This window comes from Clostridium tertium, from assembly GCF_017873245.1.
Taxonomy (GTDB): Bacteria; Bacillota; Clostridia; order Clostridiales; family Clostridiaceae; genus Clostridium; species Clostridium tertium.
Genome location: NZ_JAGGJY010000002.1, coordinates 102560 through 121460 on the forward strand (window position 1 = coordinate 102560; position 18901 = coordinate 121460).

18 protein-coding genes and 1 pseudogene are annotated in these 18901 nt (G+C 25.9%); 4 read left to right on the forward strand and 15 right to left on the reverse strand.

Features of this window, described 5'->3' with window-relative positions:
• Nucleotides 1–204: 204 nt before the first annotated feature.
• Together J2Z25_RS03500 and J2Z25_RS03505 are read right to left on the reverse strand one after the other, a co-directional pair.
• Nucleotides 205–1476 carry a sensor histidine kinase gene (locus J2Z25_RS03500; protein WP_209738396.1) on the reverse strand — a complete coding sequence of 424 codons (1272 nt, stop codon included), beginning with the start codon at nucleotides 1474–1476 and terminating at the stop codon, nucleotides 205–207.
• 121 nt (nucleotides 1477–1597) lie between these two features.
• Nucleotides 1598–2287 (reverse strand): response regulator transcription factor, encoded by a 690-nt coding sequence (locus tag J2Z25_RS03505; protein ID WP_209738398.1) that lies wholly within the window; start codon nucleotides 2285–2287, stop codon nucleotides 1598–1600.
• Nucleotides 2288–2662: 375 nt separating this feature from the next.
• Here J2Z25_RS03505 and J2Z25_RS03510 point away from each other — a divergent pair, with 375 nt between their 5' ends.
• Nucleotides 2663–3865: a YibE/F family protein gene (locus J2Z25_RS03510; RefSeq protein ID WP_209738400.1), complete on the forward strand. Its 1203-nt coding sequence runs from the start codon at nucleotides 2663–2665 to the stop codon at nucleotides 3863–3865.
• Nucleotides 3866–3972: 107 nt separating this feature from the next.
• On the opposite strand, the pseudogene J2Z25_RS03515 reads toward J2Z25_RS03510, so the two are convergent.
• The 5 genes and pseudogenes from J2Z25_RS03515 to J2Z25_RS18740 form a co-directional block, all read right to left on the reverse strand.
• Nucleotides 3973–4653: pseudogene (locus tag J2Z25_RS03515) on the reverse strand (DUF5680 domain-containing protein).
• 186 nt (nucleotides 4654–4839) lie between these two features.
• Nucleotides 4840–6168 carry a 6-phospho-alpha-glucosidase gene (locus J2Z25_RS03520; RefSeq protein WP_008679880.1) on the reverse strand — a complete coding sequence of 443 codons (1329 nt, stop codon included), beginning with the start codon at nucleotides 6166–6168 and terminating at the stop codon, nucleotides 4840–4842.
• Between the two features lie 16 nt (nucleotides 6169–6184).
• Nucleotides 6185–7780: a PTS transporter subunit EIIC gene (locus J2Z25_RS03525; RefSeq protein WP_209738402.1), complete on the reverse strand. Its 1596-nt coding sequence runs from the start codon at nucleotides 7778–7780 to the stop codon at nucleotides 6185–6187.
• Nucleotides 7781–7972: 192 nt separating this feature from the next.
• Nucleotides 7973–8698: a MurR/RpiR family transcriptional regulator gene (locus J2Z25_RS03530; RefSeq protein WP_142690442.1), complete on the reverse strand. Its 726-nt coding sequence runs from the start codon at nucleotides 8696–8698 to the stop codon at nucleotides 7973–7975.
• Between the two features lie 366 nt (nucleotides 8699–9064).
• Nucleotides 9065–9193 carry a hypothetical protein gene (locus J2Z25_RS18740; RefSeq protein ID WP_280915557.1) on the reverse strand — a complete coding sequence of 43 codons (129 nt, stop codon included), beginning with the start codon at nucleotides 9191–9193 and terminating at the stop codon, nucleotides 9065–9067.
• A gap of 304 nt (nucleotides 9194–9497) precedes the next feature.
• Between J2Z25_RS18740 and J2Z25_RS03535 the strand changes: the two genes are divergently transcribed.
• A complete protein-coding gene (locus J2Z25_RS03535) occupies nucleotides 9498–9668 on the forward strand; it encodes a hypothetical protein (RefSeq protein WP_008679883.1) in 171 nt (56 codons plus the stop codon).
• A gap of 157 nt (nucleotides 9669–9825) precedes the next feature.
• Here J2Z25_RS03535 and tyrS read toward each other — a convergent pair whose 3' ends face one another.
• The 8 genes from tyrS to J2Z25_RS03575 form a co-directional block, all read right to left on the reverse strand.
• Nucleotides 9826–11034 carry a tyrosine--tRNA ligase gene (gene tyrS, locus J2Z25_RS03540; protein ID WP_209738404.1) on the reverse strand — a complete coding sequence of 403 codons (1209 nt, stop codon included), beginning with the start codon at nucleotides 11032–11034 and terminating at the stop codon, nucleotides 9826–9828.
• 643 nt (nucleotides 11035–11677) lie between these two features.
• Nucleotides 11678–13066: a DUF4179 domain-containing protein gene (locus J2Z25_RS03545; protein ID WP_209738406.1), complete on the reverse strand. Its 1389-nt coding sequence runs from the start codon at nucleotides 13064–13066 to the stop codon at nucleotides 11678–11680.
• Nucleotides 13050–13571: an RNA polymerase sigma factor gene (locus J2Z25_RS03550; RefSeq protein WP_209738408.1), complete on the reverse strand. Its 522-nt coding sequence runs from the start codon at nucleotides 13569–13571 to the stop codon at nucleotides 13050–13052. Before J2Z25_RS03550 ends, J2Z25_RS03545 begins: the two co-directional genes overlap by 17 nt.
• A gap of 87 nt (nucleotides 13572–13658) precedes the next feature.
• Nucleotides 13659–14270: a C40 family peptidase gene (locus J2Z25_RS03555; protein ID WP_209738410.1), complete on the reverse strand. Its 612-nt coding sequence runs from the start codon at nucleotides 14268–14270 to the stop codon at nucleotides 13659–13661.
• Nucleotides 14271–14428: 158 nt separating this feature from the next.
• Nucleotides 14429–14905: a hypothetical protein gene (locus J2Z25_RS03560; RefSeq protein ID WP_209738412.1), complete on the reverse strand. Its 477-nt coding sequence runs from the start codon at nucleotides 14903–14905 to the stop codon at nucleotides 14429–14431.
• Nucleotides 14906–15115: 210 nt separating this feature from the next.
• Nucleotides 15116–15634, reverse strand: a complete 519-nt coding sequence (locus J2Z25_RS03565; RefSeq protein WP_097034162.1) for a hypothetical protein — start codon at nucleotides 15632–15634, stop codon at nucleotides 15116–15118.
• Nucleotides 15635–15892: 258 nt separating this feature from the next.
• On the reverse strand, nucleotides 15893–16729 hold the full coding sequence (locus tag J2Z25_RS03570) for a PhzF family phenazine biosynthesis protein (RefSeq protein WP_209738413.1): 837 nt from the start codon (nucleotides 16727–16729) through the stop codon (nucleotides 15893–15895).
• 171 nt (nucleotides 16730–16900) lie between these two features.
• Nucleotides 16901–17260: a DUF3221 domain-containing protein gene (locus J2Z25_RS03575; RefSeq protein WP_209738415.1), complete on the reverse strand. Its 360-nt coding sequence runs from the start codon at nucleotides 17258–17260 to the stop codon at nucleotides 16901–16903.
• 177 nt (nucleotides 17261–17437) lie between these two features.
• On the opposite strand from J2Z25_RS03575, the gene J2Z25_RS03580 reads away from it, so the two are divergent.
• Both J2Z25_RS03580 and J2Z25_RS03585 read left to right on the forward strand, forming a co-directional pair.
• On the forward strand, nucleotides 17438–18184 hold the full coding sequence (locus J2Z25_RS03580; protein WP_209738417.1) for a polyphosphate polymerase domain-containing protein: 747 nt from the start codon (nucleotides 17438–17440) through the stop codon (nucleotides 18182–18184).
• Complete coding sequence (locus J2Z25_RS03585) at nucleotides 18178–18867, forward strand: DUF4956 domain-containing protein (protein ID WP_209738419.1); 690 nt, start codon at nucleotides 18178–18180, stop codon at nucleotides 18865–18867. Before J2Z25_RS03580 ends, J2Z25_RS03585 begins: the two co-directional genes overlap by 7 nt.
• Nucleotides 18868–18901 lie beyond the last annotated feature (34 nt).

Sequence of the window (18901 nt, forward strand, 5' to 3'; positions counted from 1 at the left end):
TTATCTTAAGTTTAGTTTAAGCAAAAATAGAATCTACCTCTAAATATCTAATGGACAAAAATAATATCTTATTCTATTTGAAAATTAAATACTTTATAATTATAAAAAAGAACACAAAATAAGAATCATTACATCTCATTTGGTTCTTTTAGTTTAGAAAATCTAAAAATAAAATAGTAAATTATAGTTCTGATACACCTATTTTCATTTTTTTAAAATTATCTTAAATTTACTTCCGCCCCCTTCATCAGAAATCAAAATAATTTTTCCTTTATGTAATTCTATAATCTTTTTAGTAATAGCTAATCCAAGTCCACTTCCACCACTAGACTCTCTAGAAATATCTCCTCTCACAAATTCCTCAAAAACTTTATCTAGTATTTCTTTTTTAATTCCTATTCCATTGTCTCCAATTATTATTTCTATATCTTCTTCATTATTATTTAGTCCAATAAAAATAGTCGTATTTCTTTCATTGTATTTTAAAGAATTAATAATTAAATTACATATAGCTCTTTCTAATTCTTTAGCATCAAATTTATAATAAATTGGATCTTCCGGAATATCTATTTCTAAGTTAAATTCAGCTTCCTCAATTTCTCCATAATAAAGGGCTACTACTTCCCTTAAAAATTCACAAATATCATTTTGTTTAATATTTAATTTATAATCTATACTATCTAATTTAGTAAATATAAAAAGTTCATTTACTAAGTAGTTTAATCTACATGTTTTATTATAGATATAATCTAAATAAATTCTTTTCTCCTCTGAATCTTGTACAGTTCCATCGTTTAAAGCCCGTGAATATCCCATAATAGAAGTTATTGGGGTTTTTATATCATGTGCTATATCTCTTATCATATCTCTTTTACTTTTTTCAAGCTTATCCTTATTTTCATTAACTAATTTAATTTCTTTTACCATATAATTAAAGCTATCTCTTATACTATCTATTTCCTTATATCCTTCAAAGTCTAATCTTACTGATAAGTTTCCTTTACTCATCTTTTCTATACCTAAATTTATTTGATTTAAAGGCTCTCTAATTTTCTTTATATACTTATAATAAACCCCCCATAAGGCTAATACCATAAACACAACTGCTATAACTAATGAATATTTTATAGTTTCTCTAACTCTCTTGCCTAAACTCTTTATTTTTAATTGTTTTGTTAAAAAAAATTCACTATTAGGAATTTTCACTATATATAATTTATCATCTTGCTTATATACTTTTGAATCAAAAAACTTTTCTTCTTTTTTTAATTGATCTTCATAGAAATTTATAACATTTAATAAATTATAGTCATTTATATTATCTTTCTTTTCTCCAATTACACTAATAACTTTATTATTTTCTATGGTTTCTATCCATCCACCAACTTCTAATATTCCATTAATATTAATATCTTCATAGTTTTGAACAAAAAATTCTTCTTCCATAAGCCTTTCTTCTTCTTTTGTCAAATGCATATTAGATATAATTCCCCAAATTAAAATAAAAATAAATAATATTAAAGCTATAATAAATATTATTATTGTATATATATAGTTAACAATAAATATTCTACTTAAACTCTTATTCCTAAAAAGATTATTTTTCTTCAAATCTATACCCTATTCCTCTTATTGTTTTTATATATTTATTTTCTTTGTTATTGTCTTCAATTTTATCTCTTAAATTACTTATATGTACCATTATTACATTATCATCATATAGATATTCCTCTTTCCAAATATTTTCAAATATCCTTTGCTTTGTTAAAACTTTATTTTTATTTTCCATAAATAATTCTAATAATTTAAATTCTTTTAAGGTTAAGAATACTTCCTCTCCTCCCTTAGTTACAATAATTTTATCTTTATCTAATATTAAATCTCTACTTTTAATAATATTCTCATTATTATCCTCTAAATTTAATAAATAACATCTTCTTAATTGAGCATTAACCCTAGCTATTAATTCTAATGGATCAAAAGGTTTTGTTATATAATCATCAGCTCCAATATCCAACCCTATAACCTTATCATGGTTTTCACATTTTGCCGAAATAATTATTATTGGTATATTACTAGTGCTTCTAATTTTCTTTATTAAATCATATCCATCTGTTCCTGGCATCATTAAATCCATAATTGCTAAATTAATTTTTTCTAAATTTAAGATTTCTAATGCTTTATCTGAATCATAAGCTTTAAAAATACAATATCCCTTATTCCTTAAGTAAAGATCAATTAAGTCTACAATTTCTTTCTCATCATCTACTATTAATATATTTATCATACCATTCTCCTTATAGCTTATAAATTTCGATCTTATTACATTATAATACAATATTATCCAACTTAAAGTAATATTTGACGAAATTTCTATATAATTTACAATAAATATCTAATATATATATATCTAACCATAAGTAATTAATAAGATTTGAATAACGGTAATATCTAACAACTAATATAAGAATTAACTATTCTATCTACTTTTAATCTTGTATTTTACTTAAATAATTATATTACTATTTAATATAATTATAGTTTTAACTGTTAATTAAAACATATAGTTAAATTACTTTAAATAATATTTAATACTCTAATTTACCTTTCAATTTTACTGTAATATAATTATTATAGTAAATATATTACTTTGGAGGATAATATGGGTAAAAAGGGTGGGAAAAACAAAAAAATTAACAAAAGAGAAAATTTTGTAAAAATCAAGTCAAATGAAAATCTTATTTTATTGATAGGGGTTATATTTTTTAGCATCATCTTAATTATTATTTCAAAATCTATATTTAGCAGTGGATTTTTACCTGATAAATATAATGGCCATATGAAATACTATAATGCTGTTGTTACAGAAGTTTTAAGTGAAGATTTGATAAAAGATCCTTATATAGAAGATGTTGAAGTAGGATTTCAAAAGATAGTAGTTAAAATTTCATCAAAGCCTTATTCTGGAAATACATTTGAAATAGAAAATCCAATCAGTAGATTATATAATTTAAAAGTTAAAGAAGGCACTAAAGTAATAGTAGGAGTTATTGAAAAAGATGGTTCTACTCAAATGAATTTATATAGTTATGATCGAAGTAATATGATTTATTTATTAATAGCAGTATTTATTTTGTCAGTTGTTGTAATAGGTGGATTTAAAGGTGTTAAATCTTTAGTAGCTCTAATTTTCACTTTAATATGTTGTGTATATCTAATGGTTCCTTTAATGCTTAGAGGTGTAAATCCCATACTGTCAGGAATTCTAATGAGCATATTAAGTATAACTATTACTCTTGTACTAGTTTCTGGATTTAACAAAAAGACCTTAACTGCTATTTTAGGTACAGTTTCAGGGGTTATCATAGCAGGATTAATAGCTTATATTTTCGGATCATTAACCAATCTTTCAGGATTAAATATGAGTGAAGCAGAAAGTTTAGCATATATTGCTGAGGATACTGGATTGAAAATTAAGGGAATAATGTTTACTGGAATATTAGTTGCAACTCTTGGAGCTGTAATGGATATTGCAATGTCAATTGCTTCATCAATATTTGAAATCCATAAAGTAAACGATAAAATAAGCTTTAATGAATTATTTAAAAGTGCTATGAACATAGGTAAAGACACTATTGGAACAATGACTAATACATTGATTTTAGCATTTGCTGGTGGCTCTTTAAGTATTTTGATATTAGTCTTTTCAGCAAATATGCCTTTTAATAAATTAATAAATTTAGACCTTTTAGGCATAGAAATAATTCAAGGCTTATCTGGAAGTATAGGAATAGTACTAGCAGTTCCAATCACTGCATTTATAGGCTGTTATTTATGTAAAAATGAACTTAAATTTAAAAAATAAAGGGAGTCGCGTTTCGCGACCCCCTTTATAAATTTATCTCTCAGCATATAGGTACTCATAAGAAATTATGTAAAATTACTTTTTAAGATAATCCAGCTATTTTTAACTTATAATATAATTCCTCCATGAAATATACATTCATATACTTTAACATCTTTAAAATATATTTCTTCATAACCTTTAAACCATTCAAAATCCCCTTCAACTATACAATGATATTTGTGATTTTGATTTTGATATAGCATAGGTCCCCTATAAGGATATTCTTTTGTAACTTTTGATAATACTTCCTTTAAAAAGCTACCTGAAAATCCTTCCTCAGTAATTCTTCCTTAATAGTTCATAGCCCAAAATGGACTATCATTAATCCAAATTGCTTCTTCACCTATAAACTTTTCACTTCCTAAATAAGTATCAATATATTTAAAATTTTCTTCAATATATTTAAGATCATGGGAATTTGGTCTAGATGATTGACTTTCATTGCCACCACCTGCATAAGTTAATTTCTTTGCTCTACATAAAAAATCTATTATTTTTTCATCTATACCATTAATACTTTTCTTTATTTCTTTATTACAACATTCCTCTTCAATATTCTTTAATAACTTATCAATACTTACTCCAAATACATTACCTAGCTGAACTAATTTATCAACCTCTGGATATGATTTTTTAGATTCCCATTTAGCGACTGATTGTCTCGATACTCCTACTAATTCAGCTAATCCTTCTTGTGATAGACCTTTTTCTTTTCTTAATCCTTGTAGTTTTTCATTAAACCCCATTCCTCTCACCTCATATTAATTTTAATGCTAAATCTCTTAATAATCTATCACCTAAAGATAACAATTTTGTCAACTAACAGTTGCACTATTTAATATTAAAATTAATTTAATATATACTTAATTGATTTTTATTTAAAAATCATAAAAAGATACTCTTCATAAATTTATGAAGAGTATCTTTTTCTCTTACTTTAATTCTGGCCAGTATTCTTTATTAGCTTCAATCATTTCATCTAATATTTGCTTAGCTACAAATGCAGATGGAATTGTTTTATTCATAGTAAATGCCATAAGAGCCTTTTCATATGATCCTTCAATTGCAGCTTCTACAACTAACTTTTCACTAGCTTCTTGTTGTTCTATTAATCCTTTATAGAATGTAGGAATTTCACCAACACGAACTGCTTCTGGGCCATCTTTAGTTATATAAGCTGGAATTTCAACCATAGAGTCATCTGGTAAGTTCTTAATAGCACCATTATTTTCAACCATAACTAAATGTCTTTTTCTTAGGTCAAATGCTAAACTCATAGCCACTTCTACTATAAATTCTCCATGTACTCCAGTAAAGAATTGTGAAAGATCAATTTCCCCTGTAGCAGTATATTGATCTACTGAATCAAATATCTTCTTTTCTCTTCCTTCCATTACTTCATTTGCTCTAGTATGATTTTTGTCAGAATGTCCAACAACCTCATCTCCTAGCAAATAGTATTGCATATATGTGTTAGGAAGATATTTAGGGAACATTTGCATCATATGCTTTGCATTAGTAAATGTATGAAGCCATGATGCATCATTATGTCTTACTTCACTTCTTGAATCTGGAGGTAAATATCCATGCTCTAGAACATAGTTTTTAAGTTCTTCTGTTCTATCTTCGCCATTTACTCTTATGTTTGTAAACCAACCAAAATGATTTAGTCCAAAGTAATCTGCTTCTATATCATGTCTATCACAATCTAAAATGTTTGCCATATTTCTCATAATTGCAACTGGCATATCACATATATTTAAGATCCTTGCATTTGGTCTTAGCTTGTACATAGCTTTTGCTACAATAGCTGCTGGATTTGAATAGTTTACTATCCAATAATTCTTACTTGCATATTTTTCACAGAAATCAATCATTTCAACCATAGGATATATAGTTCTTAAACCATATGCTAATCCTCCTGGTCCACAAGTTTCTTGTCCAACTACATTGTATTTTAGTGGAATCTTCTCATCCATTTCTCTCATCTTGTATAAACCAACACGCATTTGTGCAAAAACAAAGTCTGCATCCTTAAAAGCTTCTTCTGGATTAGTTGTGAATATTAATTTCACTTCTGGATCAAACATTTCAACAACTTTTTTTACTATTACGCCTACTTTATTTTGACGTTCTTCATTTATATCATATAATCTTAATTCATCTATTTTAAATTCTTCCTTTTTAGCTAATAAGCTTTTCACAATACCAGGAGTATAAGTACTTCCCCCACCAACTATAACTAATTTAAATTTTTTCATTTCTAAATATTCCTCCTTATTCTACTATTTCTAATGCGTCGTCTACTATTGTTCTTATTTTACTTATTGAAAGTCCATATACAACTTGTATATTCTTTCCTTTTTTTACTACACCTGATGCACCTGTAGTTTTTAATGTTTGCTCATCTATTACAGTATCGTCAATAACATCTACTCTAAGTCTTGAAAAACAATTTTCTACAGTTATTATATTTTCTTTTCCACCTAATGCTTTAATAATAGTTAAAGCTTTTTCTCTATCATTTTCAGCATTATCAATTTCTTTGTTTGATGACTTCATTTCTTTTTTAACTTTTGCTGCATTTTCCTTTAAATCAATTGCAATATCGCTATCATCATCTTCTCTACCTGGTGTTTTTAAGTTCATTTTTTCAATCATAAATTTGAATACTATAAAAATTACTGCTATTTCAACTAAACCTACTAAAATATATACTGGCCAATGAGTTTTTCCAATACCTGCTGGTAAATTTATTACAAGAAAATCTAAAATACCATTTGTTGCGCAAACTCTTACATTAAGTACATAAACTATCATTTGGAAAAATCCATCTATAACAGAATATACAAACCATAATAATGGAGCTGCAAAAATAAATGTAAATTCTAATGGCTCTGTAATACCAGCTATTACTGCAGTTAATGTTGATGGAATTAATTGTGATTTTAAATTACTACGCTTTACTTTCTTAGCTGTGAAATAAAATGCCAAAGCCACACCAATAACTCCAAATGTTTTAACTAAACCATAATTTAAAAACCTTGCTGAATCTGGCATCATTGTTATTGTAGGATCATTAAGTAATGCTAGGAATACAGGCTTAGCACCTATAACGTTTTCTCCATTAATTATCATTTGATCTCCTACTGCTGAATATAGGAATGGAGACCAAATCAAATGATGTAATCCTGTAGGTACTAAGAATCTATTTAAGAACCCGTAAACAAATACTCCTAAGGCACCTGCTGTACTCATAAAGCCTGTAAGAGCAGTTATTCCATTAGCTATGCTTGGCCAAATATATGTTGCTAATATACTTAATACTGCAACTATTGGAATCATAATTATAAATACAAATTTACTATTACCATAAGATGCCATAGCACCTTTGAATTCCTTACTAACATACTTATTATGAATTACAGCTACTGCTATTCCTAATATCATTCCTAGGAAAACTCCCATATCTGTTACATGAAATCCTAATTGAATAGTTTGTCCAGTTCCATATAATTCACTTGCAGTATTACCAGCTATTAATTTACCTGATAATTCTAACCATTTACTATTTGCTCCTAAAAATAATATATAGGACATAATTGCTACAAAAGCTGCTTCTGCTTTTTTCTTTTTAGCCATACCTATGGCAATTCCAACACAAAATAGGATACTTAAGTTTCCCATAATAGGTGATAACATCCCATTAAAAAATTTTCCTATTGTCCATATAACTCCGCCTTCACTAACAAAAGTTGTATTGGTAAGTATAGCTGTTAGTGCAATTGACATACCTACTATTGGTAAAAATAAGACTGGTCCAATCATAGCTTTAGCAAATTTCTGCATACTATCTAAAATCTTATCCTTCATTCTAATATCCCCTATCTTTTTTAAAATTTCTGCTTGGTAATTACCTTGAAGATAGAATAACATTTTAAACAAACATTGTTAATAGGTTTAACCTTTTCAGGAACATGTTACTCAAAAAGTAAACATGTTTACCTTTACAATAAAACAAAAAAACTATCATAGAATTTCTCCTATAATAGTTTCTTTAAACCTTTATAAACTATTCATTGCCTTATCTAATAAGTATTCCATTACAATCATTACTCTTGCATAGAAGTAATTTGATGTAATATTTCTATCATCTAACTCTTTATCATCTAATATAGAAAAATGTATCGTAGATTGTTTTGCCATATGACTATTAGGTCTGCCAGTAAAGGTTATTATATCTAATTTATTTTTTGCTGCATAATCTATAACTTTTGTTACACTTTCTGTTTCTCCACTTTTGGATATACCTATTACTAAAGCTCCTCCTATCTGGTTATTATCATATACTCCATAAGAATTTGTTTTAATACATTTAAAACCTAATACAAGCATCTTCCTACAAAAAAAATCTACAATTGGTGATGAAAATCCTGTACCTGTAATATAAATTATATCTTGTCTATGCTTTATAAGATTATCAATAAAGGAATCTATTGTACTTTTATCTATTTCATCAATAAAACTAGTTATATCGGATGTACGCTCCTGATTTTTTTCATTATTCTTTATTATAAAATTCAATCTATATAGCATATCAACATATCCAGTGTATCCTAACTTTTTTGATAATTTAATTATTGTTGTTGCAGAAGTATAATTAGCTTGTGCAACTTCCCTTACTCCCTTATCTAAGACATTATCAATATTTTTTAATATATATTCAAGTATTTGTCTTTCTGTTTCTGTTAACTTATAATTATCAGCAATTTTATAAATATCAAACTTCATAAGATACCTCCAATTTAAATGACCATAATATAAGTTAACATAAAGAGAGCGTTTTAATAAAATCCACAAGTAATTGAGATTATATAAATAAAGTTAGTCTCTTAGTAACCTATATAAAAAATCAAATAATTTATACTTTTAATTTGAACTTCTGCTTAAAAACTTATTTAATATGTTATTACTTTTAGGTATTAAAGTATTTAATCAAAGTATCTATAATATATTATCATATTTATTTTCAAAATACATACCATTAACTTTTTCTGATAACTTCTATTTAAATTTAAAAATATGATGATATTTATTTCTTAAATATAATTAAAAGAGGTATCTTAATAAAAATATTGATTGTTTATATAATTGAATTTATTTTATCAATCTATATTTTGATTCTTTTTCTATGTAATCTTTATCTAAAATTGCTGATGATACAACAGCATATTCATCTATGTCATAGTCATAACTTATAAGCCTTCCTAAGCTGACATTATCCATATCAAATAATAAAAGTTAATAATTTTATCATTCAATTGGTATCACGTTTCGTTACACCCTTTATAAATTTATCTCTCATCCATATAGGTACCCCTTGCAAACCATTTAATCTTAACCTCATTTTACTAATTATTTAAATTTATTCATATAATTATCTATTTATATATGTTTAAATTTCAAATTTAAACATACAACTTCTCCCTATAGTAATAATAAATACTATTTCAAGTCATATTTTAATAATATTTTTTAATTATCTTGTGGGAAACTAACATAGACACTTATACTTTAGGAGGTAATTGAAATGGATAATAACAAAAACAGAAGAAAAGATCGTCCTAAATCAAATGCTGAACTTAGAAAAATGTATTCAGAATCTGGTGCAGAAATTGGAATTGAAAATGGTAAAAAGAAAGGTGCTCATTCAAACGGCAAAAAATTTACTAAAAGATCAAAGTTATCTCATAATAAATAATATATGCTTTCATTTAATATTTTGATTAAATAAGCATATAATAATTACTATTTTGCTACTATTAATTATATAATTAATAGTTAAAGAAAGATATAGTAAAAAATTTAAACCTACTAAAATAACCCTGCTTTATATTGCAGGGTTATTTTTATTAGTTTTAAGCATTTATTTTAAGTTTTACAAACTTCTTTTTTCCTATTTTTATTACATCTTGTGTTAATAAATTTATATCTAAACTATTTATTTTTTCTCCATTAATTTGAACTCCACCTTGTTCAACAAGCCTAGTAAATTCTTTTTTACTTGACACATATTTCTCGCTTACTAAATTTGAAACAATATCCCTAAGCTTATTACTTTCTACGGTTAAATTAGGTATATCATCTGGAATTTCCTTTTTAGTAAAAGCTGAATTATAGAACTCCATTGCTGATTTCACTTCATTTTCACAATGGTATAAGTTCGTTATTATCTGTGCAAGTTCTAATTTAATATCCCTAGGATTTTCACCTCTATCTAATCTATTTTTTATTTCATCTATTTTATCTGGATGTTCATCAGTAGCTAATTCAAAGTATTTTATAATTAAGCTATCTGGAACCTCCATCACTTTTTTAAACATAATATTTGCAGGTTCATTTACACCAATGTAATTTCCTAAACTTTTACTCATTTTTTCAATTCCATCTAAGCCTTCTAAAATCGGCATAAACATTGCAACTTGCCCTTCTTCTCCCATTGTCTTTTGAAGTGTTCTTCCCATTAAAATATTAAATGTTTGATCAGTACCACCAAGTTCTATATCAGCCTTAAGAGCTATTGAATCGTAAGCTTGCATTAAAGGATAAAAGAACTCATGAACTCCTATTGGTACATTATTTTTATATCTATTTTGAAAATCATCTCTTTCTAACATACGGGCTACAGTAGTAGTTGCTGCTAATTTTAAAACATCATTAAAATTTAATTTTGAAAGCCATTCGCTATTAAAACGAACTTCTGTCTTACTTTCATCTAAAACTTTGAAAATTTGAGTTTTATAAGTTTCTGCATTTCTTAATACTTCTTCATCAGTTAATGCTTTTCTTCCCTTTGCCTTTCCTGTTGGATCTCCAATTTTTCCTGTAAAATCTCCAATAACAATTACTGCCTTATGACCTAAGTCTTGCATTTGCTTAATTTTACGCAAAACTACAGCATGACCAAGATGTATATCTGGTGCACTTGGATCCAGACCTAATTTAATAATTAATGATTTATTATTTTTTTCAGCTCTTTCTAATTTTTTTCTAAGCTCTTCTTCATTAACTATTGTATCTGCTCCTTTTTTAATAATTTTAATTTGCTCATCAATTGTTTGTTTCATTTTTTTAACACTCCTCTTATATTATTTAAAATACAAGCAAGTTCTATAAGAATAACTTTACGAAAGGCTATTTAATAAAACTATTTGAACTAATAGTGGACATATATAAGTTTACTTATTCCGCGCTTCGCTCCAAGTCAACGCAAACTTACATATAAAAATAAAAAACTCCCGTCCTTTATATCAAAAGGACGAGAGATAAATCTTCGTGCTACCACCTTAAGTTCATAGACAACTCACATTGTCTACCTTTTCAAGTACTCCATAAAATATCTAGGTAATACTCTAGCACTATAACGTGTGCAAGGAATACGTCACAGCCTACTAGGTGCTGTAGTACAATGAAAAATTAATAATGTAAAATTAAAATTTAAGATAAATCTCATTTTTCATATCATTGTATTTAAAACAACTCCATTTGGTGTGAAGCTCAAAGATGTATTCATAATTAGCTTATCTTGTACCTCTCATCAACCGGTTACTTTCTGTAAGCCTTACTAATTACTACTTGTTCTTATCACAGCTTTTCATAATCTTATACTCCGAAATATAATTACTTATAAATCTTCGTTATGCTTATTATTAATATGGATTATAAATCTTATTTTTAATATTGTCAATATTCTTATAACTTTTTAATTAATCAATAATTAATTTTAATTTTTATGCTTCTATCTTTTTTCTTAATATTTAATGCTTTATTATTGGAAACAAATAGCTTCTTACTATCAAATAAATTATCTCCGTCTCCAATGTATAACTGTCTTCTCATAAATACAAATTTTCTATAATCTTCTCCTAAATAATCTTTTATATTACTTTTATTAGAAGATGGTTCAAGAGAAATAATTCCATTATAAGGAATTATTTCGTAAGGTAAATATTTTTCAAACCATATTTTCTTATACTTGCTCCAATAAGCTATATCTACTACTTCCCTACTTTCATCATATTTTAACTCTTCTATAAATAAATTATCATTTATCCAAGTATCTTTAATATTACTCTTAATATCAATATTTAAATCTTCACTAAAATTAGCTCTTTCAACAACTATCTTAGCCTTATTAAATTTATCTATAGCTAAATCCTTTAAAACAAAGTTTTCAACTATTCTAATTCCATTACTTAATATTTCCTTTTCATCATATGCAACTACCCCCATTCTTTCAATATTTCTTCCTTCTATATTAGGACTGAAATTTATGCCTTCATTAAAGAAGTTCCCATCATTTTTTTGAATAGCCTTAATTTTTTCTTCATCATCTGAAACTACTGAATAATCTAAATTTATAGCTAAAGGGCTTATCCTCAAATTATTTACTACAAACCTTACTCCATCTATTTCAATTTCATTATTATCTGGTTTTATATTTTTAATATCAACGATCTTAGATGAGTCTATATCTATAGTTATCTCCTTAGCTTCTCCTTCTTCTGTAATTTCCAAAGTAAACTCATTTTTGCTTTCTCCTATTTTAAATGTCCATACACTTAATGTATCTCCATTTTTATCTTTTTCACTAAATGCACTTGAGCCTGATGCAAAATTTCCATCTAAAATTCTTATATAAGATTTAGATTTAATAGAATCATATTCTTCAGGTGGCTCATCTGTTGGTAAAAATCTATCTGCATAAGCAATACTTCCTCTCATAAAAACAGAAAGATACTTATTATCATAAACAATTGCTTCTATTGTTACTTTTTTACCATTACTAAATTCTACTGATTCATTAACCTCTTGAAGTTCTCCTTTATTATTAAGCTTTTTTACGTAGCTATTATAAGAAAAATAATCATCATATCCAATTAACTTTTTTATCATTGCAGAAACTGTACTTAAATTAAAAATAAATATAAATGCAATAAATATTAAAGCTATTTTTAAATATTTATTATTTAAATTTAGTTTCTTCTTATTTTCTCTTTTTGCATCATTTAATGCTTCTTTCATTAAATTTTCAAATTGTGGTGGAGCTTTTAAATCCTTTTCTTTTAGGTTATTTAACTCTTTATCTAAATCCATCATTTATATCACCACCTATAATTTTTCTTATTTTGTTAATACCTTTATTTATTCTAGATTTTACAGTTCCTAATGGTATTTCCATAATTTCAGAAATTTCTTCATAAGTATAATCTAAATAATATCTAAGCCTAATAACTTCTTTTTGATTATCATTTAAATTTTCTATAAGAGATTTTAAATAAATTTTATTTTCCGATTTATTAAAAGCATTTTCAGCTGTCATATTCTCTAAATTAACTTCTTCATATTTCTTTCTCTTAGATAATTCCTTTTTACATAGATTAACAAGTATTGTCTTGCTCCAACTGTAAAACGAATCAAGCTTTTTAAGCTTTGGAATTTCTTTATATAAAACTACTATCATTTCTTGTAATATATCTAAGGCATCATGCTCATTTTTCATATATACATAAGCTAATTTATAGTAGTTATCTTTTTCACTCATGATCAGTTTTAAAAGAGCTTCTTTATCACCATTTATAGCCTTCTTAACCTCTAGTTCCAAGCTTCTTCCCCCCAAACCTTGTCTCCTTAAATATTAACCTATATACCTAAGAGTTGTATAGTGACTAAAAAGTTCCCTAAGCTTTTATTATTTTAAAGAATTTATATAATCTATTGGTCTATATATTACACTTTCATCATTTAAATAAATCTTGCCTTTTTTTACTCCACCAATTGGATATGGTAATTTATTATATGCATTTATCATTTCACCTTTTCCCTTATATAAAACTACATGTCCTGGTGTAAAAACTAGATCTCCTGGCTGTATATCTTCTTTATCAACTTCATACCCTTGTAATATATCTTCTTGATCAAAAGTTGAATAACCAATCTCAACACCCGTAACTTCTCTATATGCAAAGTAAGTTAATCCTGAACAATCAAAAGCCTGATTTCCTATGTATGTTTCTCTCTTTAATGGATAATAGTCTTCTCCATAATAACCTATAAGTTCATCTAATCTCTCCTTACTCATAATCTCACCTTTTCCACCCCATACATATTCTAATCCTATTTTTTCTTCTGCCAATTCTATAACTTTATTTACAACTGCCTTTTCTTCTTCTGTCATATTTATACCTTCATTTTCATAATTATCTTTCTTATATAAATTATTAAATACTACAATTCCAACTAATAATAAAAATATTAAACCTAATATAAAAACTATATTTTTATTTACCCTTATGATTCTCATCTTAAAACCCCTTTCAAATAATTTCCTTTATATAGTTAATTTTACATTAGAGCTCTCACTTTTCATAATTACTTTTTAATTAAGAAATAATTAATTATAAATTAAAATGAGCTGCTAAATTAAAAACAGCTCATTTCACTTATAAATCTATCATATTTTTATCTATTCCAACATTGGTATGGTACATAATTAAATATAGCTTCAAACCTATAATAATTATCACCATCATATGCAACTAGAGGTAATATATCAATTGCACCAGGTCTTATTCTTTTTTTGGGAACTAATAGTATTCCTGCATTTAATATATAATAATTTCCGATAGCTCCACATATTTCATTGAACCTTTCATTATAATTAGGTCCCATATATTTTACGTTAACATTATCATAGCATTTTAATGATGATAGCAGAAAATATTGAGCTCTACATTGACGTACATATATTACTTTGTTTTCAGATTCGATATGCATTTCTAATCTACAATTTGCTTGTAGTGGAGTTTGTTTTATATCTGGTATTATTTTTTCACTTTTTTCTTTAATCTCATATGTTTCTTTATTTATATTTTCAAATAAATATCCATTTATTTCTTCTCTATATTTATTAAGATCATTATAATCTAATCTTTCCACACTCATATCCTCCTAATATAGATTTAATTTAATAACATACATTTGAACCTTAAATTAAACACATTATAATATGTTTGAAATTTAAAACATTCATATAGTAAACTATTAAGAAAGTTTTATTTATTGATTTAAGCATAATTTCTATATAAAACAGACATCTTAAACGCCCATTAAGATGTCTGTTTAGCCCCTATCTTTTATAGCTGCAATTTATTTTTTGCAGCACTTACATGGATCAAATGTAAAAACCACATCAAATTTAAATTTATTACATCCATCAAATGCTTCAAAAGGCAATACATCAATTTCCCCTGGCCTTAAGCGTTCATTCGGAATAAATAATATTCCTGAATTTAAGATAAAATAAGTTCCTAGGTCTCCATTAACCTTCTTAAACTTTTGATTAAATCCATGACCGATATATTTTACATTAATTGGACCACAACATTTTGATGAAGATGCTAAAAAATATTGAGCTGTTTTTGGACATACATATATTATTTTATTTTCTGGATTAATATGAATTTCAGATTTGCAATTTGATTCAAGTGGTGTGTAGTTTTGATTTGAAATTTCTTCAAAACAATCTTCTTCTTCCTCTTCAATTTTATCATCTTTTTTAAATATTCCCATTTCTTTTTTTAGATCCTCTTCCAACTCTAAATGCATTTTTATAAATTCTCCGTCATCAACTGTATCTAATTCAGATTCATCATAAAAAGTTCTCATTAATTATATCCTCCTGCTAATTAAAGAATTATTTTCTTGTATATCATCGATATTCTATTAGATACAATAGTATATTCATATATATTTAAATTGACATATAAAAAACATATTTAAAATTTAGTTTTGCTTTTAATACGTCTTCTTTTTCCTCTCGCTATTACTAAAAATAATCTCCACTATATAATTAAATTACCTTTAGCATATTCATTCTAATTAATTCTATAAAAATAAAAGGATATCACATTAGATATCCTGAAATTATAAATATAACTCTCCTCTTAGTACTATAACAGCTTCTCCGCTTAATCTTACTCTATCATTTTCTAATAATTTTAATGAAATTTCTCCACTCCTATTTGAAGCTTGATAAGCATTCATATCCATTTTATTTAATTTATTACTCCAATAATTTGCTAGTAAAGTATGAACTGAGCCTGTAACCAGATCTTCATTTATACCAGCCCATGGATTAAAATATCTTGAAATAAAATCATATTTTTCATTTCCTCTACAAGTAACACCTATTCCTTTTACATCACTTTTAAACTTTAGTGATTTTAATATTTCAAAATTTGGTTTTAAATTTATTATATTCTCTTTGTCTTTTACTTCTATAACAAGCTTTCTTGTTTTTTTACCTATTATAGCTTTTGAGTAACTTCTTATTCCCATAGCATCTAATATATCTTGTGTTAAATTAAAATCTAAAGCCTTATCTATTGGAAAATCTAAACTTATCTTTTCATCTTTCTTTTTAGCTGTAAGTAGTCCACTTTTAGTTTCATATTTAATATATTGCTCTTTTATATTAAACTCATCAAATAAAACTTTAGATGTTGCTATAGTTGCATGACCACATAAATCAACTTCAACTTCTGGAGTAAACCATCTTAAAGAAAATAAATTACCCTTACCTATATTAGAATTTTTTAAATGCTTAACAAATGCTGTTTCTGATAAATTCATTTCCTGGGCAATATTTTTCATTAATTCATCACTTATGTCATCTTCTAAAATACAAACTGCTGCTGGATTTCCTTTAAATGATTCACTAGTAAATGCATCTACTTGATATATTTTAATTTTATTTCTCACTGTCTTTCTCCCTACATTTTTGTAATATTACTTACTTATCTTGAAATAATATTTAATTATAATTATATATTTAAAAATTATATTTTACTTAAATAATATATTAACTATCATATTATAATAAATAAAAACTCATACATGCTTATAATTAAATTTTATGATTATATTTATATTTTACTTTATTCTTATAATCTTACCATCAACTTGAACTGGATAAATTTCTCTTACTGGACCAGTTATTATTACCTCTACCATATCCCCTACTTTAATATCTAATAATTTTAATTTTTTATTACTCTTTTCATTTATTATCTTCGTCTTTTTGTTTATTGAAACACTTGCTTTATCAAACTCTGTATCTTCTTCAATATCTCCTTCTACTAAGATATAACCGATTTTATCCTCTTGACTTTTTTCTGTTACTAATCCCCTTATAGCTACTTTATTATTATTTTCTTTAGTTAAAGCCCAGCCTGAAATCATAAATATAATAAATATTAATAAAATCAAATATACCTTTTTACCACTTATCATAATCATCCCCTTTAAATATATATTTATCTTTCCAGTTTTATACTTAATATCATTTTACTATTTTTACATATTCAATTATATCTTAATCTAACAAAAGTAATTACTAATTTAAGATTTCTTTAAGGTTATCTTTATATAATTACCTCATAAGATATCAATTCTATGGGAGGTATTTATATGGCAATAAAATCATTTCAACGATATGAAAAAAAATTTATATTAGATGAAAATCAATATAACGCACTTATTCCAATTTTATCAAAATATATGAATCCAGATAAATTCTGTAAGTTTGGACAGAACTACAGTATTTACAATATATATTATGATACTGATGATAATCAAATAATTAGACATTCTATTAATAAACCTTACTATAAAGAAAAACTTAGATTAAGAAGTTACAGTATACCTACTAGTAAAGATGATAAAGTTTTTCTTGAATTAAAGAAAAAAATTAATGGAATTGTAAATAAACGTAGAGCTACTTTAACTCTAAATGAAGCTTATAAATTTTTAGAGTTAGGGGAAAGACCTGAGACTTCTGATTATTTAAATAATCAAGTTCTCAATGAAATAGAATATCACATAAGTAATCATGATATTCATCCAACTGTATATATAAGCTATAGTAGGAAAGCTTTCTTTGCAAAGAATGATAATGATTTCAGAATAACTTTTGATTCTAATATAATAACTAGACGTGATAACCTCTTTCTTGAAGCTGGTAGTTTTGGTGATAGACTATTAGATAAAAAACACTACCTTATGGAAGTAAAAATATTAGGTGCTATTCCAGTTTGGTTTACTAAAATTCTTTCAGATTTAGAGATATACAATACTCACTTTTCTAAATATGGAAATGAATATATGAGATATTGTTTAAATAAAAATTATGATACAGGGAGGAAAGATGTATGTTAGAAACTATAATTACATCAACGAATGGAGAATCATTCACACTATTTAACGCACTATTTATTATAATATCTTCAATTGTTCTTGGCTTAATTATAAGCCTTGCATATATGAAGACACATAAAAAAGAAGGATATGCAACAGGATTTACAATAACTCTTATAATGTTACCTGTTATAATTGCAATTATCATACTTCTAGTTGGAAATAATGTTGCTAGAGCATTTAGCTTAGCTGGAGCTTTTTCAATTATTCGTTTTAGAAGCGCACCTGGAGATCCAAAGGATATAACTTATGTATTCTTTACTTTAGCTGTTGGTCTAACTTGTGGCATGGGTTATATAGGATATGCTTTTATATTTACATTAATACTATGTGCTTTAACCTTAATATTAGATGCAACAAAATTTGCTATGCCAAAAACAAAAACATCTAAGCTTAAAATCACAATTCCTGAAGACTTAAATTATGATGGTATTTTTGATGATATCCTTAATAAATACACAAATTCATGGCATATTGAAACTATTAAAACTAGAGATTTTGGATCACTATTTGAAATTCATTATATAATCCATATGAAACTTGACGCTAATCAAAAGAAATTTATAGATGAATTAAGATGCAAAAACGGTAATTTAAACATTTCATTAAATTTTGCTGGTTTTGAAGAAAAAGTTTATAGCTAAATTACTATAAAAGCAAAGATAAATAAAGTATGTT